The 14,770-nt window shown below is 58.5% G+C and carries 10 protein-coding genes; 4 read left to right on the top strand and 6 right to left on the bottom strand.

What is annotated here, in order from left to right; genetic code table 11:
* The first annotated feature begins 2 nt into the window (after window positions 1–2).
* Genes I6F12_RS24995 through I6F12_RS24985 form a run of 3 tightly spaced genes read left to right on the top strand, consistent with a single transcriptional unit; the run spans window position 3 to window position 2,144 of the window.
* The gene (locus tag I6F12_RS24995) at window positions 3–278 is read left to right on the top strand and encodes a flagellar biosynthetic protein FliQ (RefSeq protein WP_036014823.1); all 276 of its coding nucleotides are present in this window, start codon (window positions 3–5) and stop codon (window positions 276–278) included.
* 10 nt (window positions 279–288) lie between these two features.
* Window positions 289–1,110, top strand: a complete 822-nt coding sequence (sctT, locus tag I6F12_RS24990) for a type III secretion system export apparatus subunit SctT (RefSeq protein ID WP_036014821.1) — start codon at window positions 289–291, stop codon at window positions 1,108–1,110.
* Window positions 1,107–2,144: an EscU/YscU/HrcU family type III secretion system export apparatus switch protein gene (locus I6F12_RS24985; RefSeq protein ID WP_036014818.1), complete on the top strand. Its 1,038-nt coding sequence runs from the start codon at window positions 1,107–1,109 to the stop codon at window positions 2,142–2,144. Before sctT ends, I6F12_RS24985 begins: the two co-directional genes overlap by 4 nt.
* Before the next feature lie 329 nt (window positions 2,145–2,473).
* Here the strand turns inward: I6F12_RS24985 and I6F12_RS24980 are convergent, their stop codons facing one another.
* The 5 genes from I6F12_RS24980 to I6F12_RS24960 all read right to left on the bottom strand — a co-directional run bounded on the left by I6F12_RS24980 (window position 2,474) and on the right by I6F12_RS24960 (window position 11,672).
* The gene (locus tag I6F12_RS24980) at window positions 2,474–4,795 is read right to left on the bottom strand and encodes a hypothetical protein (protein WP_225124631.1); all 2,322 of its coding nucleotides are present in this window, start codon (window positions 4,793–4,795) and stop codon (window positions 2,474–2,476) included.
* A gap of 1,008 nt (window positions 4,796–5,803) precedes the next feature.
* Window positions 5,804–6,466 (bottom strand): CpaD family pilus assembly lipoprotein, encoded by a 663-nt coding sequence (locus I6F12_RS24975; protein ID WP_036014814.1) that lies wholly within the window; start codon window positions 6,464–6,466, stop codon window positions 5,804–5,806.
* A 10-nt stretch (window positions 6,467–6,476) separates the two neighbouring features.
* Window positions 6,477–7,931 (bottom strand): type II and III secretion system protein family protein, encoded by a 1,455-nt coding sequence (locus I6F12_RS24970; protein ID WP_036014812.1) that lies wholly within the window; start codon window positions 7,929–7,931, stop codon window positions 6,477–6,479.
* A gap of 27 nt (window positions 7,932–7,958) precedes the next feature.
* Complete coding sequence (locus I6F12_RS24965) at window positions 7,959–8,648, bottom strand: response regulator transcription factor (protein ID WP_036014804.1); 690 nt, start codon at window positions 8,646–8,648, stop codon at window positions 7,959–7,961.
* A gap of 2,046 nt (window positions 8,649–10,694) precedes the next feature.
* Window positions 10,695–11,672: a hypothetical protein gene (locus I6F12_RS24960; protein ID WP_225124629.1), complete on the bottom strand. Its 978-nt coding sequence runs from the start codon at window positions 11,670–11,672 to the stop codon at window positions 10,695–10,697.
* A gap of 718 nt (window positions 11,673–12,390) precedes the next feature.
* Here I6F12_RS24960 and I6F12_RS24955 point away from each other — a divergent pair.
* Window positions 12,391–12,807 (top strand): VirK family protein, encoded by a 417-nt coding sequence (locus tag I6F12_RS24955; protein ID WP_225157469.1) that lies wholly within the window; start codon window positions 12,391–12,393, stop codon window positions 12,805–12,807.
* A gap of 990 nt (window positions 12,808–13,797) precedes the next feature.
* Here the strand turns inward: I6F12_RS24955 and I6F12_RS24950 are convergent.
* Window positions 13,798–14,703: a hypothetical protein gene (locus I6F12_RS24950; RefSeq protein ID WP_225157468.1), complete on the bottom strand. Its 906-nt coding sequence runs from the start codon at window positions 14,701–14,703 to the stop codon at window positions 13,798–13,800.
* Between the last annotated feature and the right edge of the window lie 67 nt (window positions 14,704–14,770).

The raw sequence follows: 14,770 nt of genomic DNA, 5'->3' as shown, positions 1-14,770 counted from the left end.
CCATGAACGAAGCCAGTATCCTTACGCACCTGAGTCAATCGCTCGTGCTCTTCATGATCTGGGTTCTGCCGCCGCTGCTCGCAGCTCTCATCTCTGGACTGATCATTGGCCTCATCCAGGCGGCAACTCAGCTCCAGGATCAAACCTTGCCACTGACAGTCAAGCTTCTGGTTGTCGTCGCCGTGCTCGCCGGGTTTTCTCCCGTGCTCAGTGCTCCACTGATCGACCAGGCCGAGCACATCTTCAGCGAGTTTCCAGCACTCACCGCAAGATATTAGCAGAGCTTGGATGGCTGGCCTGTCACCCGCGGAGGCGCAAGCTCTCGTTCAGGGCACGATCGAGCTCGTCGCCGCAACCGGCCTGAGTGCGGCCCGCGCCCTCGGCATCATGCTGGTGCTTCCGGTCTTCACCCGGCCGCGCATCAGCGGTCTGGTTCGGGGAAGCCTTACGATTGCGATCGGCCTACCGTGCCTCGCTCAGATTAAGCTAGGTCTGCAGACCCTGGACCCGAACACGCGCCTAGTCAGCGTTACCATGCTTGGCCTGAAGGAGGTGTTCGTCGGTCTTATGCTCGGCATCCTGCTTAGTATTCCACTATGGAGCATACAGGCAGTCGGCGACATCATCGATACCCAACGAGGAATTTCGAGCCAAGTTGCGGGGGAGGATCCCGCGACGCACAGCCAAGCGTCCGGGACCGGGCTTTTTCTCGGCGTTACGGCAGTTACGATCTTCGTACTCGTCGGCGGGCTGCAGACCATGGTGAGCGGCCTTTATGGCAGCTACCTAGTGTGGCCTGTCTATCAGTTTCTGCCTGCCGTGACAGCGCAGGGTGCAATGGAATGTCTGGCCCTTCTCGATCGCATCATGATGACGACCTTGTTAGTTGCCGGGCCGGTGCTGGCCCTGCTGCTGCTGGTCGATGTCTCAGTCATGATACTCGGCCGTTTTGCATCTCAGCTCAAGCTGAACGATCTCTCCCCAATGATCAAGAATCTTGCATTCGGGGTCATCATGGTTAGCTACGCCGTCTATCTGCTTGAATACGCCGGAGCTGAAATCCTGACCTCGAACAACATGCTTGAGTATCTGAAGAAGCTGTTGAAATGAGCTCTACAAGTGAGGAAAAAAAGCTTCCTCCGACGCCCAAGAAGCTGCGTGATGCCCGCAAGAAGGGGCAGAGCGCCCGCAGCTCGGATCTGGTGAGCGGCGTCAGCGCCTGTGCCGGTTTCGGCTGCCTGTGGTGGCGAGCGGGTGCGATCAAGGACAAGTGGCAAGAGACGGTCCAACTGGTCGATAAATTGCAGGAGCAGCCGTTCACAAACGCAGTGCCACAAGCGCTCAGCGGCTTGCTAGAACTTTCGATTGCCACCGTCGCTCCGTTGCTCGCTGCTGCCGTCACAGCAGCTCTTCTCGCCAATGTCCTGGCCAATGGCGGCTTTATGTTTGCTTCGGAGCCGCTCAAGCCGAAGCTCGAGAAACTGGATCCAATCAAAGGCTTGAAACGCATCGCCTCGAAACGTTCGGCCATCGAGCTTGGCAAGACACTGGCTAAAGTGGTTTTGCTTAGTGCGACTTTCTTTCTCACGGTGACCGCCAGCTGGAAAGCGCTGGTGTACCTGCCAGTCTGCGGGATGAGCTGTTTTGGCTTCGTTTTCACCGAGGTTAAATTGCTGACTGGGATTGCCGCTGGAGCTTTTCTGGTCGGCGGATTGGCTGACCTCCTAATCCAGCGCTGGCTATTTATGCAGGACATGCGCATGACTGAAACCGAGGCCAAGCGGGAGAACAAGGAACAGCAGGGCAATCCGCAGGTGAAGCGTGAGCACCGGCGTCTGCGACAAGAGTCGGCCAACGAGGCTCCGCTCGGCATCAGTCGGGCCACGTTGATATTGCGGGGATCGGCAACGTTGATTGGGCTGCGCTATGTTCGCGGCGAGACCGGCGTGCCGGTCTTGGTCTGCCGTGGCGAGGGCGAAGCTGCTTCACAGCTGCTTGGTGAGGCGCGCGCGCTGCGCCTCAACATTGTGGATGACGATGTCCTGACGCGTCAGCTGCTCGGCCAAGCAAAGCTCGGCAACCCGGTTCCCTCGCAATATTTCGAGTCGGTCGCAAAAGCACTCTATGCGGCGGGGCTAGTCTAGATCATCCTGTCCTGACGCTGCGATCTGCAGAGTGCGCCCAACGGACGCTGGGATCTTGCGCGACGGGCCGACAGGCTCGCCCAGATAGCCTCTGGGCCACGGCTCGCCGACCGGATCACTGGATCAGCTGCGGCGCCAAGCGCAACAACTTGTTCGCCGATTTCGAGTTGCTTTCCGCGCCTGCACCCTCGAGGACGTCGACTTGTACGGCAGCTAGAGGGGCTGCCACTCGGATGACTCGGTACTGCTGATCATCAACTAGGACGGCTCCCATCTGGAGCACGCTCTCAGCGGGCCTGTGGTGCCGACGAGCCGCTCGTTCAGCCAAATTATGGCCGATGGAACAGAAGAACGCCGCCTCCCGCTAGGCTTTCGGCCGTGTAGCGCTGACCGTGGATCAAAAACATGGTCATTGGGACGTCGCGGCTCGGCAGAAGGCCAAGGATCTGCAATATGTCGATCACGGCAGGCGAAGCCTCTTGGGGGCCGTGCGTCCAGTCGTCGCCCAACAACTCTCCCAGTTCAGGCACTTGGGGGAAGGGTTGATGGCCTGAAGCCGGTGCGGCAGACGGCAGGGAAAGGCTTTGTGCCAGTGCCGAGGGAGGGTCCTCACGCCATTCGAAAGGTGCCGGCGAATCAAAGCCGGCGGGAAGACCGCCGTAAATATCCGAGGAAGTCCTCGGTGCCGAAGGCGTAGCTTCACCCGGCGAAGCGGGCCGAGGGTGATGAATGAGCTGAACATCCTTGGGGCCTTCCGGTCCCAAGATAGCGGTGTAGCGTTCGCCGCCGATTTCGTAGTTCATGATTGGATGTTTCGCAACAGGCAAGAAGTCCCAATCCCCCAAGGTGGACAGCATCATGTCGGGGGCCAGCTGGGTGCGATGGGAAAAATTCTCGGGAACGGCGAAGGAAACATCAAACGTATCGCCGACAGCGGGCGACCGCAGATGGACGAGCCGAACATCATTGAGCCCTCCCGGTCCCAAGACGGCGATATAGCGTTCACCGCGAATGTCGTAGGTCTTTATCCGCTGTGCTGCATCCGGCAGGAGGCCCCAGCGGCGAAGCGTGTGCATCATATTGGGCGCGGCCTGGGTGCCGTGCGAGAAATCCTCGGGAACGCTCAAAGACGCATCAAAGGCGTCGCCGGCTGCCGCGAACGTCTGCTCAAGCGTGGTCTGGGCCGCAGCGCCTTGGTCCATCATCCGTCTAGGGTGATCTTCAGAGGCGGAATTCGGCTGCCGCGAGCTCGGCTGCCAAGTCGCGGCATCGAAAAGTGCTTCCTGAGCGATACCTTGCACCGGCGAGGGGATGGTTGGAGTCATCGTTGGCCAAGGCCCCGGTGCATCGAAGGCCGGGGCCGGCAAGAGGTTCTCGCGATCCGCGGCATCGAAAAGCTCTTCCTGAGCGACACTTTGAACCGGCGAGGGGATGGTTAGACTCATCGTTGGCCAAGGCACCGGCTTGAAGGGTGGGACCAACAAGAGGTTCTCGCGATCCGCGGCATCGAAAAGCTCTTCCTGAGAGACACTTTGCACGGGCGAGGGGATTGTTAGATTCATCATTGGCCAAGGCGCCGGTGCATCGAAGGCCGGGGTGGGCAAGAGGTTCTCGCGATCCGCGGCATCGAAGAGCTCTTCCTGAGCGATACCTTGCACCGGGGAGGGGATGGTTGGACTCATCGTTGGCCAAGGCACCGGTGCATCGAAGGTCGACGCTGGCACGAGGTTCTCGCGATCCGCTGCATCGAAAAGCTCGTCCTGGGCGACACTTTGTATAGGAGAATGGGCCGCTAAACCCAATGCATGCCTGACCTGCGGAACATCGAACCCGGGCGGCAATGAGCCGCCCCCATCCGCGACGCTCCCCATCGCGTGCCCATCGGCCGGGGGCATGGGCGAGGGCGCGGACGGCTGAATGACCTGACGCGAGCTGCCTCCTTCCCCGCCTAAATTGTTCTGCAGGGTAGTCGCGCGATAATCCCGAAGGCCGTTCAAGGCGGCGACGAGCGTCTTGTCCTTTGGAAACAACTTATCTGCGTGGCCAAGCAGTCTATCATCACTGAGCTCGGCCATGGACAAGGGTCGGAGCGCTACCGCCAACTTCCGCAGATGGCTCGCATAGCTCTCGGCCGTTCTCTTGCCGATCCGTCGACCAAAACCCGCGTTGGCGGCCTTCCTGATGAGCCTCTCATCTTCCCTGGAAGGACGATAATGTGTTGAGATGGGGCCAGCGTCGGCGTCAGGATCGCGGTACTGACTGACCATTGACAATGCTGGGGCGATGACCTTATCGCCTGGCAGCAGCTTCTTAGCGTAACCGGCCAACGTATCGTCATCCAGCCCAGAGATTGATTTGCCAGACTTCTTCAGTGCGTCGGCCAATTTGCGAAGCCGACGATCATAAATTTCGACGGTGGTTTTACTCGGCGGTGGCCCTCGATCGAGAGCAGCGGCCGATGCCGCCTGGATGAGGCGATCGTCTTCGTCAGTGACATCATACAATGCCGCGTGAGGATATACGGGGCCCGCCTCTCGCGCGCCTGCCAGGTGCTGCTCAAACGCAACATGCGGCTGTTGCGGCTGTTCCACGCTGCCATCTGACGCAGTGGACTCTCTATCGGCTGGGTTGATCGTGTTGAATCGGTCCATGGTCAGTCCGCTGGCATCGCTTTTTCGTTATTTCGCTACTCACGTTAGCTTTCCAAAATCTGACGGGGCCCGGCGGAAAGGTAGAATGACATGTGAATGATGGCCGGCGTGCGCTGTAGCATCGCTCGAGCAGGCAAAAGAAAGCGCCGGATGAAAAACAGCGTCTTCAACTGAAGTGTTGAGCTGAAATGGTGGTGTGATGCGCCACAGCGTTCGCGATCGTCTTGATCTTCAGATCTCGGTCCCTTCACGGCGCTATGATCGTGAGGACCGGGCCATCCGGGGGCTTTCGATTACTCGGAGGTCGGGCGTGAGGCGGCGACGGGGCGCTCGCTCCTTGAACCAACGAGATATCGGTATGGGCGGCACCAGAATTGAGCGCACTCTTGCGCGTTCCTGACCAGCATTCCCAGGAACGCGCGCCTGAAGCCGCGTGCATTCAGGCACCCAGGACAAACCATGTTATTGTTCGCTTAATCCGATGTGCCTCCTACATAGCGTCCAGCGCGGGGCAACTGTGGTACTCGCGCAAGAGGGCATTGCATTGATCGGATAGGACGACGATGATGCAGACCTGCTGCCGAGCGCGTTACTGAACTGGAGCCACAAATGGGTGCTCCATAGCCATAACGGCGCGGAGCCAAACGACCGACGTGGTCGCCACGCCTAAGTCACCCTCTTGGAGACGCCCCATAGATCGTAGGCTCGGTCTTCCGCCCTCGATCTCGCTTAGGCACGTCCGGTCACGGTTTAACTGTCGAAGCGCTCAGGGTGGTGATGGCGGCCTTGTTGAGCACGCGCACGCCACGTGGAATTTCTGGACGAAATCCATTGGTGCGGGTGAACAAGATCCGCCATCCGTTCTCGCTGAAAGCTGTGCAGCACGTTGCGCTTGATCGTCACCGCTCCCGAAACATAGCGCGGGTTTGTGTGTCACGATCGAGCCGCCTCTCCTTGCTAGCCACATGGCAGCAGCGATTGTGATTTCCGGACATTCGCCAAAAATCGCTATCGGAGCGGCTGCACATTCGGTTCTGTCGTTCCCGCCGCGTTCGGGGCTGCCGTACCTGCCCCATCTTCTCTGTTGCTCTTGTTACGCGGGGCGAAGGTACCGTAGTTGGCCAGAGGAATGGCGGCGCGATCGCCATTACTTGTGATGACAGACCGATTATCCAGCAAGTCGAGCGGATCGTTTACCATAACTGCCAGATTGTTTTTGGTCGAGCAACCAAGCGTGGGTTCGAACGAATTGTCGTTCACGGCTGGTCCGACGATCAAAAGCGACGGACAGATCGGAGGATGGGCATCAAAGGTGATCGCCTCGATCCTCACGCCGAAATGGGGCGGTAAATCGACGGGGGAAGCGGACAGGCGGATGTTATAAGGTGAAACGCCCATGGCGCGGGCCTCGTGCGCCACTTGGGCAAGGAGCCTGGGTGAGCCGGTGGCATCCACATGGAGCGCATCCCGCCGGCCGCCACTGGCGTTCGCGATAAAGCTCCGCAGTTGACGCTTTTCGGAGCCACGCAGGCTCCGCAGGAACAAGATACGTTTCTTCTGCTCGACCTGTATTGCTTGTTCAGCCGGCCCGAGATGGATCGAGGCACTATTTGCACAGCCACCCAATGTTGCTCCTATAGCGATCAAGTGACACAAATGTCGCAAGGTCATATGACGATCCTCATTCGATGATAAAGCCGGCACTGCCGGTCAATCCTGGTGCGCTGGTGCGAGGAGCATCGCGGTCTCGCGGAGGCCGGGCCACCGTGTTCGTCAAAATGCGCCCCGCGTCTGAGGGCGGTGAGATGCGATCGCTCGGCGCACTCATCTTGTTCGGGTTCGATGCCGGCCGCACGATGTACGGCGTGACAATAATGACCAGCTCGGTTTCACGTTTTTGAAACGATGAAGAGCGAAACAGCGCACCGAGGATCGGCACATCGCCGAGCCAGGGAAACTCGCCGATATCAGTGTTGAAGTTGCGCCTGATGAGGCCGCCGATTGCAAAGCTCTGACCGCTGGCAAGCTCCACAACGGTGCTCGCGCGCCGCGTCGAGAGTGCAGGGACCGCCATGCCATTGATTTTGACTTCGCCTTGGCTCGACAGTTCACTGACTTCGGGCTTCACACGTATATTGATCTGATTGTTGCTAAGCACAGTTGGGACGAATTCCAGGCTGACGCCGAACTGCCGGAATTGGACGGAAACCTGTCGATTGTCCTGCATGACCGGAATGGGAAATTCCCCGCCGGCGAGAAAGCTTGCGGCTTCGCCGGACATCGCCGTCAGATTCGGCTCAGCCAGGATAGAGGCGAGGTGCTCGCTCGCGAGAGCGTCGAGAACAGCGCTGAGATTGGTATTGCCGGCACTAAACCCGATTCCGATCGTGCCGCCGCCGCCGGCCGCGCCGGACCCGCCCCCTTTTCCCGTAATAAGGAAAGCGCCGTTTGGGCCGGAGGCGGTGAAGTTGATATTGAGATCCTTGACGGCGCTGCGGGAGACTTCTGCCACCCGTACGCTGAGATTCACCTGCAACGAGCCAGCCACCTGGATCTTGTTGGCAACCAGCGCGCCCGCCCCAAGAAACTGCTCAGTGACCTTCCTGGCGTTCTCGACGACATCGGCAGTGGGCGCGGTCCCGCTAAGAATCGCGCCCCGGGGAGTATAGCTGACCTGTATCGGATAGTCGCCGACCTCAGCCCTTAGCGCGGCCCGCAGATCCTCGATCGGTTGGGTAACGACAATACGCAGCTCAGCCAGAGCCTCTCCCTTGTCGTTCAGGGCGAACAGGCTGGTCCGTCCCGCCTTTTTGCCAAAGACGAAGATCGTGGTGTTTGAGGGCGCCTGATAGTCCGCAATCGCCGGGTCGGCGACAAAAATGCTCGCAGCCGGTCCGGTCAGATGAACTGTCTTGCCCTGTGAGGAAGTAAGGCTGAGCGTGCCGGTGGTGCTGCCAGACGCCGCGCGTGGCTGTTCTGCTGTGCCATCTCGCTTTGTCTGAGCTGTGGCAGCAAACGGAAATAACAGAGCGACTGCGCACAGGGTGTACCAGAGGCGGCGAAAAGTGGCACAGTGCGAGCGGCCTGCCACCATGGACGGCTCGTCAGCGCCGGCGGCATTGTTAACGATGTTCAAGGGAGTGTCGCTTTCAAGTTCGATCGGCTAGGCAGCCGAGGCTGCGCCAATGAGTTCAAGGGTGTAACCGACACCGCGCGCGGTCTTGATCCTGAGCGTTGCACCCGCCTGGCTCAAATGCGTGCGCAAGCGATAGATCCCGACTTCCAGCGCATTGGTCGAGACCTCGTCGTCAAATGTATACAAGCTATCTTCGAGCGATGCGCGCGGCACGGTACGCCCCGCGCGATTGAGCAGATGTTCAAGAATGCACACTTCACGGCGCGCAATTCTGAGGAGTCGACCACCAACCGAGACTTGTCGCGCGATCGGATCGAAATGCAGATTCCCGAATGTCACGACCGGCGCCGTCATTTGCGTTGACCGTCGCAGAATCGCTCGCATGCGAGCAATGAGTTCGTCGGTAGCCACGGGCTTAGGCAGAAAATCATCCGCGCCCGCATTAAAAATCGCAATCCGCCGGCCGAGATCATTGAGACTGCTCATCATCATGGTGGGCATTGACCGTCCCTCGCGCCGCAACTGCTTCAGCCAGTCCAATCCGTCTCCATCGGGCAAAGTCGATTCGAGCAGGACCATGTGGTAGTTCGCGCAATCGAGCGCGGCCGCCGCCTCATCCAGCGTGCGTGTTACGTCAACGGCGAAGCCGCAACCTAACAGCACTTCCTTCACGTGGCGGGCAAAGTCCGCATGGTGATCAACCAGGAGAATTCGCATTTCATTGCCTCTCGTCCATCCACGAAGATCTGAGCGCGTCACGATTGAGCATGGGGCTCGATGGAACTGAGAGGAGGCTGGACTGGCGTGAGTTTGGACAGCCCGAAACGAAAGGGCGGAGCATGTTGACTGGCGATCAATATCTGCGGGTCGATTGTTGGCGGATGGACCACGGACCGCTGCGGCCTGCTTACGGCGTGGGCGCCGCTCAACATGCCCCTCATGCCAGATCTGATTTTGTTTAAGAGGGTGACAGCCGCGGCAGCCCGCTGACGCGTCCGTGGGCCGATCACGGCCGTTCTTGCACGCACTGACCCGGCCCCCGCAGTACGAATAGCGCCGAGCCGCGCAAGCGAAACCCAAGCGCGGGAGACGATCGGATTTGTGGCTGAACAGATGAGCGAAACCGACATGGAAACTCCCCAATTCGTCTTGGTCTGCGGCCAGTCTTGCTGGGCTGTCGAGCCTGTCGTGTCGTGAAGTCACGACAGTGCAAGTCTTTCCGGTATTCAAGGACACATCACGCGAGGCATCTGGCCACTGGCTTCACAGGCCGAGATGCACGCCGAAACGATCAATGCCCATCGCGGCCGGAAGAGCACCCTCTCGCTCGCAATTGTTCGCACGCAAGGTGTCAACCCTGCTGAAGTTCTGACGCGCCCGAGGTCCCTGCACATGTCGTAGCCCAGCGAAAGCTGCGAGCGATTGCAGGACCGAGCTCCACAGTTTTGCGATCGCGCATAGATCCCAGTGCCTACACCAGAACCACTTCGCCTCACGGAGTGCACAGCGCCATGATCGGATCTCGATTTCGGAGTTGGAGTGTGCCCCGCAAGGCCGAGATAGCGGCCGCCAGCGTTCTTCTCGGACGGCGCATCTTGATTCGCTTGGGATAGGATCGGCGCTGCGTCCTTCGATCTCCACATAGGCGGTGTGGGACGCTGGCCCTGGAGAGGAGCTATTCAGCAGCATGATTGGGCGGCGCAGCGGAGCATTGTTCTTTTGAGACGTTCGCAATTCTTGCTACCTGTCAGGAAGAGTTCACGCGAGCGGGGTCGGTGTCGCGACTGTCAGAAATCCTACAATCTGACGCTAGGTGAGGTTCAAGTGCTTTTGACCGCTGGTCCGTAGCGGTGCTCTCGAACTCGCAAGGAGTCTTTAGCCACGACGACACGTCCTAACCAAACTATCGAGTTGCGCGTAGCGCGCGTCCCTCTCCTTAATGTCGTGAGCATTTCGTCGGTCCAATCAAAGCGTAGCTTGAGCCAAAGGCGATGGCAGTGTGTGAAGGCGGTCGTCTTTGCTGGCCCTTTAAGTGTGACGTCGCTGTCGAGCGGTCGACCTTGTGCGTGCGAATTCAGCAGGGAGACAGTGGCGCCCCGTGATGCTTCTATGCGAGGCGCAGGAGCTAACCTATGGGATGCAGGCGCCGGAGCTCGCAAGCTGATTTGATCGGCAAGGGACTGGAAGAATTGCGAAACGACATTCTTGAATGCTGCCTCCATACATCACGATCGACTATGGAGCTTTTAGGCAAGATCGGCAAAATCGATTCTTTTGATGGAACGCATCCAGGTAGCGAATAGACAATTGTGCGACGGCACGGCTTGCCGCGTGAGCGAGACTCTATTGAGTTGGTCTTTGATGCGATCGCGTTCGAGCTCTTGCGATTGATCGCACCATCAATGGCAGGTCGAGCTGCGGAAACGATCGATGCGCGGCTTTAGTGGCTCACCTCATCTGAACTTTCTTCCAAATGTGTCGGCGGCGGCTGGGTCGATGCGAGGAGGCCGCAGCACCCGAACGAGGCCGGGCAAGAACAAACAATGGCACGAGTGCGTCCTCCGCCACACTATCGGGTACCTCTTTGGGATGTGGGCGCCCCTCCGTCCCTCGCGCGGGTCAAGGGATAGGTATCAGAGCCTGTGGCCAAGCCATTATCGTTGTTCCTGAAGCGGGCTCGCTGGGACGACCCTTCCTTCCGGTGGTCATCTAGTCAGCATTAAGGGACCTACGAGCATGGCGCAGTCGCCAGTTGACTGATCGTTACTCTCCAGTCTTCCGCTTGAAGGGATTGTCTTTACTGGCGACTCGATAGCTTTCCAAATTGCCGCCCAGGAACAAGCGCTCTGTCTCACTAGTTGGCGTTCTGCCAAGCGAACACATCAAATCCACATCCGCATCGATGTTGTCGCTATCCTCCACATTCATTGCAAGGCCAATACTGCTCAGTACGTCGTCGGGCGTCCAGACCGCAGACTTCGGCACGACGTAGGTATGCAGCTTGTCGGCATTGTTTGCAATCGCTCTCGCCCAGTGGTCTCGGGAGACGCTGAGTTTCGAAGGGTCTTCGACCAACGACACGAATGGAGAAGCGGTCTTACCGCGCATATGCCATCCAGCCTGGCGTGCCAGGTCCAGGGGATATCGCTCCAGAGGATCTCCAATGGAAGAATGATCTCGCGCCGTGTTACGGACGTGTGATATTGCAGATGTGGTGTCTTCCGTGCGCGGTTTGCAATCGCTGTCCTGGTTCTGGAAACGATGCAGCTTGAGATATGTCGATGCCGCTATATTGTCGAAAATGCGATCCCGGTCGACACCGTTGTCCCTCGCTGGCGCCCATCGCGCTGATTGCTTTTCGGCGAGGGCGATCTCGTTCTTGAGCTCTTGAAGCGTGGCGCCCATTAGCGTTGCCGCAAGCTGGGCGCGCGCGCTGACAAATGATGGGGCTGGATAGCGACTGCTTTCCGAGGCCGCCGCGCCTGGCGCAGACGAGGAGCTGGCGGCGGCGGAATTTGCCGCTATGGGGACTGAAGCCGAGGTTGGGTAGACCGAATCGACGTCGTCTGGATTCAAGTCATTCAGCTGCTGCTCGAAGCTTGCTTGATCGTCTGAATTGGGCGCCGGTGCGCCGATCTGGGTGTTAAGCTCGTCCTGTGGCCCGTGGACCCGGCGCGGCTCCTCTAGCGGGTTGTAAACCTCAAAGGGAGTGTCTGCGGCATTTGCTGGATCAACATTCATCTCTCTCTCCCTTCGAAGTGCAGGCGGTCGGCGTAGATTGTTGCAGGTGCAGCTTTCGAGAAGCTGACGGACCAGGAAGGAGGTGATTTAGCTTTGGAATGAGTCGAATAGATTCAGTCAGCGAGGCGAATGGTCAGATGGACGGAAGCCGCGCGAAGCGAGGGATCATAGTACGGTGCTGCCTTGTGCCTTCCGGCATTGCTGTTCGATCAGGCCGAGATCGGGTCCCCTGAGTGAGCTTTTTCGGACCCCGCGTCGGGTTCGCTCCACCACCTCATTGCGGACGCTTCATCTGGGGAGACGGCCCTTGCACAGCAAGACGGACGAACTGGCGCTTGCGGCTGGTCGAATTTCTTTCGGAGATCGTCTCCTTATGCAGATGTGAGAACTGCATTATCTCGCCCGTGCGGACTGCGACGGAGAAGCGCAACCGGCTTCCGTTTTGTTGTTTCCAAGCGGAGGGCGACCCTGTGCAGATCGTTGTAGTCGACGCGCGCGAAGCTAAGCCACTTCAGCAAACCTGACCTACGAGGTTGTGATGTCGGAATAGCTATCACAGCGACTTGCGCCTCGTTGCGACAGGCTGCTTTTGTACAGACGCGAGCGCGCGTTGTGTCTGGAATCAGACAAACAGCTTGCGAGCACGACGTCTTTAAATGCGCAATCTGCGGTACTTATCGAGGGAGAAGAGCATATGAAGTTTACTGGCCGAGCACTAATGATCCTGTTGTCCTTGCTTTTGGCCGCGAGCGTGAGCGCGCCGGCGAGCGCCGATGAGCCCTCGCCGAAATACACCGAGGTGCTCAGTGCCCTCCAGGCGGGGAAGAATGTAAAGCTGATACTGGACATGAGCCGCTGTACCACCGCGGAGGGTGGCAAGCCTGCGTCGGCGACGCAGGCCGGTCTGGTCATCAATGCCTTCAGGGTGACCGTCCAGAACGGCATCAGCTTCGCCAATGCTCATCAAACCGTTGACAGCTCCGGACACGCGGTGACCGAGTACATCCGCCACAGCCTTAGCCGCGAAGGCAAGCTGACGGTGCGAGCCTCGAAACTTGTTGTCGGGACCACCGAACTGGTGAACCAGGGCGAATTCATCTGCGAACTGCCGGATGGCGCAAAGTTCATCTGGTAACGAAGAGCACAGAGCAGAGGGCCCTTCAAAGACTTGATCCTTTAATCGTGCGGGCACCTTCGCACGGATGCGGAGCCTTTCGATCGTCAGGAACGATCAGAGTGTTTCTGACGGTCGTTTCGACGGACGAGGATCAAGTTGCACGGACTTGATGCTCAGGTAACTCATGATGGCCGCCGATCTCCATTCAAATCTCAGGGATTGGAAGATCGGCGGTTCAGGCAGTCGTCGTGTGGGGTGGAGCCAAGGCTCTCAGTTGAGCGCTTCAGATGAGCTCGCCAAGGACGTCCTCACGCTGTCTACGATCATCGTAAGAATTATTTCCAAGTCGATGCAGCCGCGGGCTCGCGATGATGACACGCGAGCCTGGACCCCGAGGATGCGCTCGTATCTTTCATCCGCCTCTTTTGGGATCCTTTTACCTGAAATCTCAGTGCTGCCGAATGCAGCCACAAGGTGATTGAGCCATCCGCTTAAGATCATCTGGGCTCGCCGCTATGGGTTTGCTCACCGCTCGTAAACTGCGTTCGGGCGCAGATCTAAGCTCTCTGAGCAAACGATCTGTGGTTTCGGCAGCTTGAGCAGTTGCCCGCGGTGCCGACAAGCACCTCTTTCAGCCAGATTGCACCCAACGGAAGAGGGGAGCGCGGCCATCGGTTGGGCTGATCGCGTTGTATCGATCCATGCTGTGGTCGGCGGGCATGGCTACCGCGTTCTATTGCTACTCATCTTAGCTTCGCAAAACCTGACCTGGCCAGGCGGAAAGCTAGAATGAGCAATGATCGGCAAGGGCCGTTACAACCAGAGGATAAGTGCGGCGAACTTTTAGAGACGATACAGGTTCGGGCTGAAACTCTCATGTTTCCAAGCGCGGTACGCGGCCAGTCCGCGGCGCAGTTGGACCGGAGTATCATTCGTAGCGTGAAACGCTACCTTTGAGTTTTCCGAGCGTCGGAAAATGCAAATCACCCTTTCCGACGCCTGTACCACTCAGTCGTTTGTTCCTGACTTTTTGTATGGATTAGATGCGCTAGCGGTTCGATAGTCATCTAGGTTCCCGCCCAGAAATAGTACCTCACGCTCCTCAGTTGGGGTATCACTCACCCATGCCAGAGCGGGTTCATCATTCTCAGTCCCGTCCTCGAGAATACTGACGATGTCTTCCGCCGTCCAAGTTGTGACCCTCGGCACCGTGTAGGTGTGCAACTCATTCGCGTTTTCCGCAATTGCTTTGGCGCCATACTCGTTGTCATCGTCCGGCGAAAGGAGCAGTTGTGAGGCCTCCTCGGACAACGACACAAAAGGCGAAGAACTGGTATCTCCCCTCATGTGCTCTGCCGCTGCGCGACCCAGATCAAGTCGTTGGCCTCCCCAGATATTCCAGGGGGCGGCCTCGTAACGCAAAGCGGCCATGGAACGCAAATGGGCCATCGCGCTTTGGCGGTCCAACGCATGTGGCTTGCAATGGCTGGCGTGGTTTTGAAAGCGCTCCAGCTCCACGTATGACGATCCCACCACGTCGTCGTAAACGCGGCCACTATCGACGCGGTCGACTGATCCACTCGCTCGTGACCATCTTGCTGATCTTTGCGCAGCGAGTTCGATTTCTCTTCTGAGTTCCGCAATGTTAGCGCACGCCAGCGTTGCGGCAAGTTGAGCGCGTGTTCTGACAAAGGATGCAGCCGTGCACCTTTCATTCTCCGGGATAGCTCGCGCTTTCTTGTTACCGTCCGTTACCGTCCGGCTCGATCCAGCCCCGGGTGAAGCCAATGCTGCGAGGATTGGCTGAGACTCTCTAAGCCGCTGCTCAAAGTCTGCTTGCGCTGTCTCTTCTTGTTGCGGCTCGAGGTAATTCATCCGAGCCTCGGATCGGTTGACGTCCTCAAATGGGTCCATGTCGGTCTCCCTTTGGTAGCCTTGTCACTATCATTCGTACGAAGTTGATCCGATAAGGATCAGAACC

The sequence above is a fragment of the Bradyrhizobium sp. IC4059 genome, assembly GCF_020193615.1.
Lineage (GTDB): Bacteria > Pseudomonadota > Alphaproteobacteria > Rhizobiales > Xanthobacteraceae > Bradyrhizobium > Bradyrhizobium yuanmingense.
This window is presented reverse-complemented; position numbering and strand designations above follow the sequence as displayed.

What these genes read in the sequence shown, in the direction of transcription:
- I6F12_RS24995 (WP_036014823.1), top strand. Translation starts at nt 3, where the DNA reads ATGAACGAAGCCAGTATCCTTACGCACCTGAGTCAATCGCTCGTGCTC.
- sctT (WP_036014821.1), top strand. Translation starts at nt 289, where the DNA reads ATGGCTGGCCTGTCACCCGCGGAGGCGCAAGCTCTCGTTCAGGGCACG.
- I6F12_RS24985 (WP_036014818.1), top strand. Translation starts at nt 1,107, where the DNA reads ATGAGCTCTACAAGTGAGGAAAAAAAGCTTCCTCCGACGCCCAAGAAG.
- I6F12_RS24980 (WP_225124631.1), bottom strand. Translation starts at nt 4,795, where the DNA reads ATGGACCGATTCAACACGATCAACCCAGCCGATAGAGAGTCCACTGCG.
- I6F12_RS24975 (WP_036014814.1), bottom strand. Translation starts at nt 6,466, where the DNA reads ATGACCTTGCGACATTTGTGTCACTTGATCGCTATAGGAGCAACATTG.
- I6F12_RS24965 (WP_036014804.1), bottom strand. Translation starts at nt 8,648, where the DNA reads ATGCGAATTCTCCTGGTTGATCACCATGCGGACTTTGCCCGCCACGTG.
- I6F12_RS24960 (WP_225124629.1), bottom strand. Translation starts at nt 11,672, where the DNA reads ATGAATGTTGATCCAGCAAATGCCGCAGACACTCCCTTTGAGGTTTAC.
- I6F12_RS24955 (WP_225157469.1), top strand. Translation starts at nt 12,391, where the DNA reads ATGATCCTGTTGTCCTTGCTTTTGGCCGCGAGCGTGAGCGCGCCGGCG.
- I6F12_RS24950 (WP_225157468.1), bottom strand. Translation starts at nt 14,703, where the DNA reads ATGGACCCATTTGAGGACGTCAACCGATCCGAGGCTCGGATGAATTAC.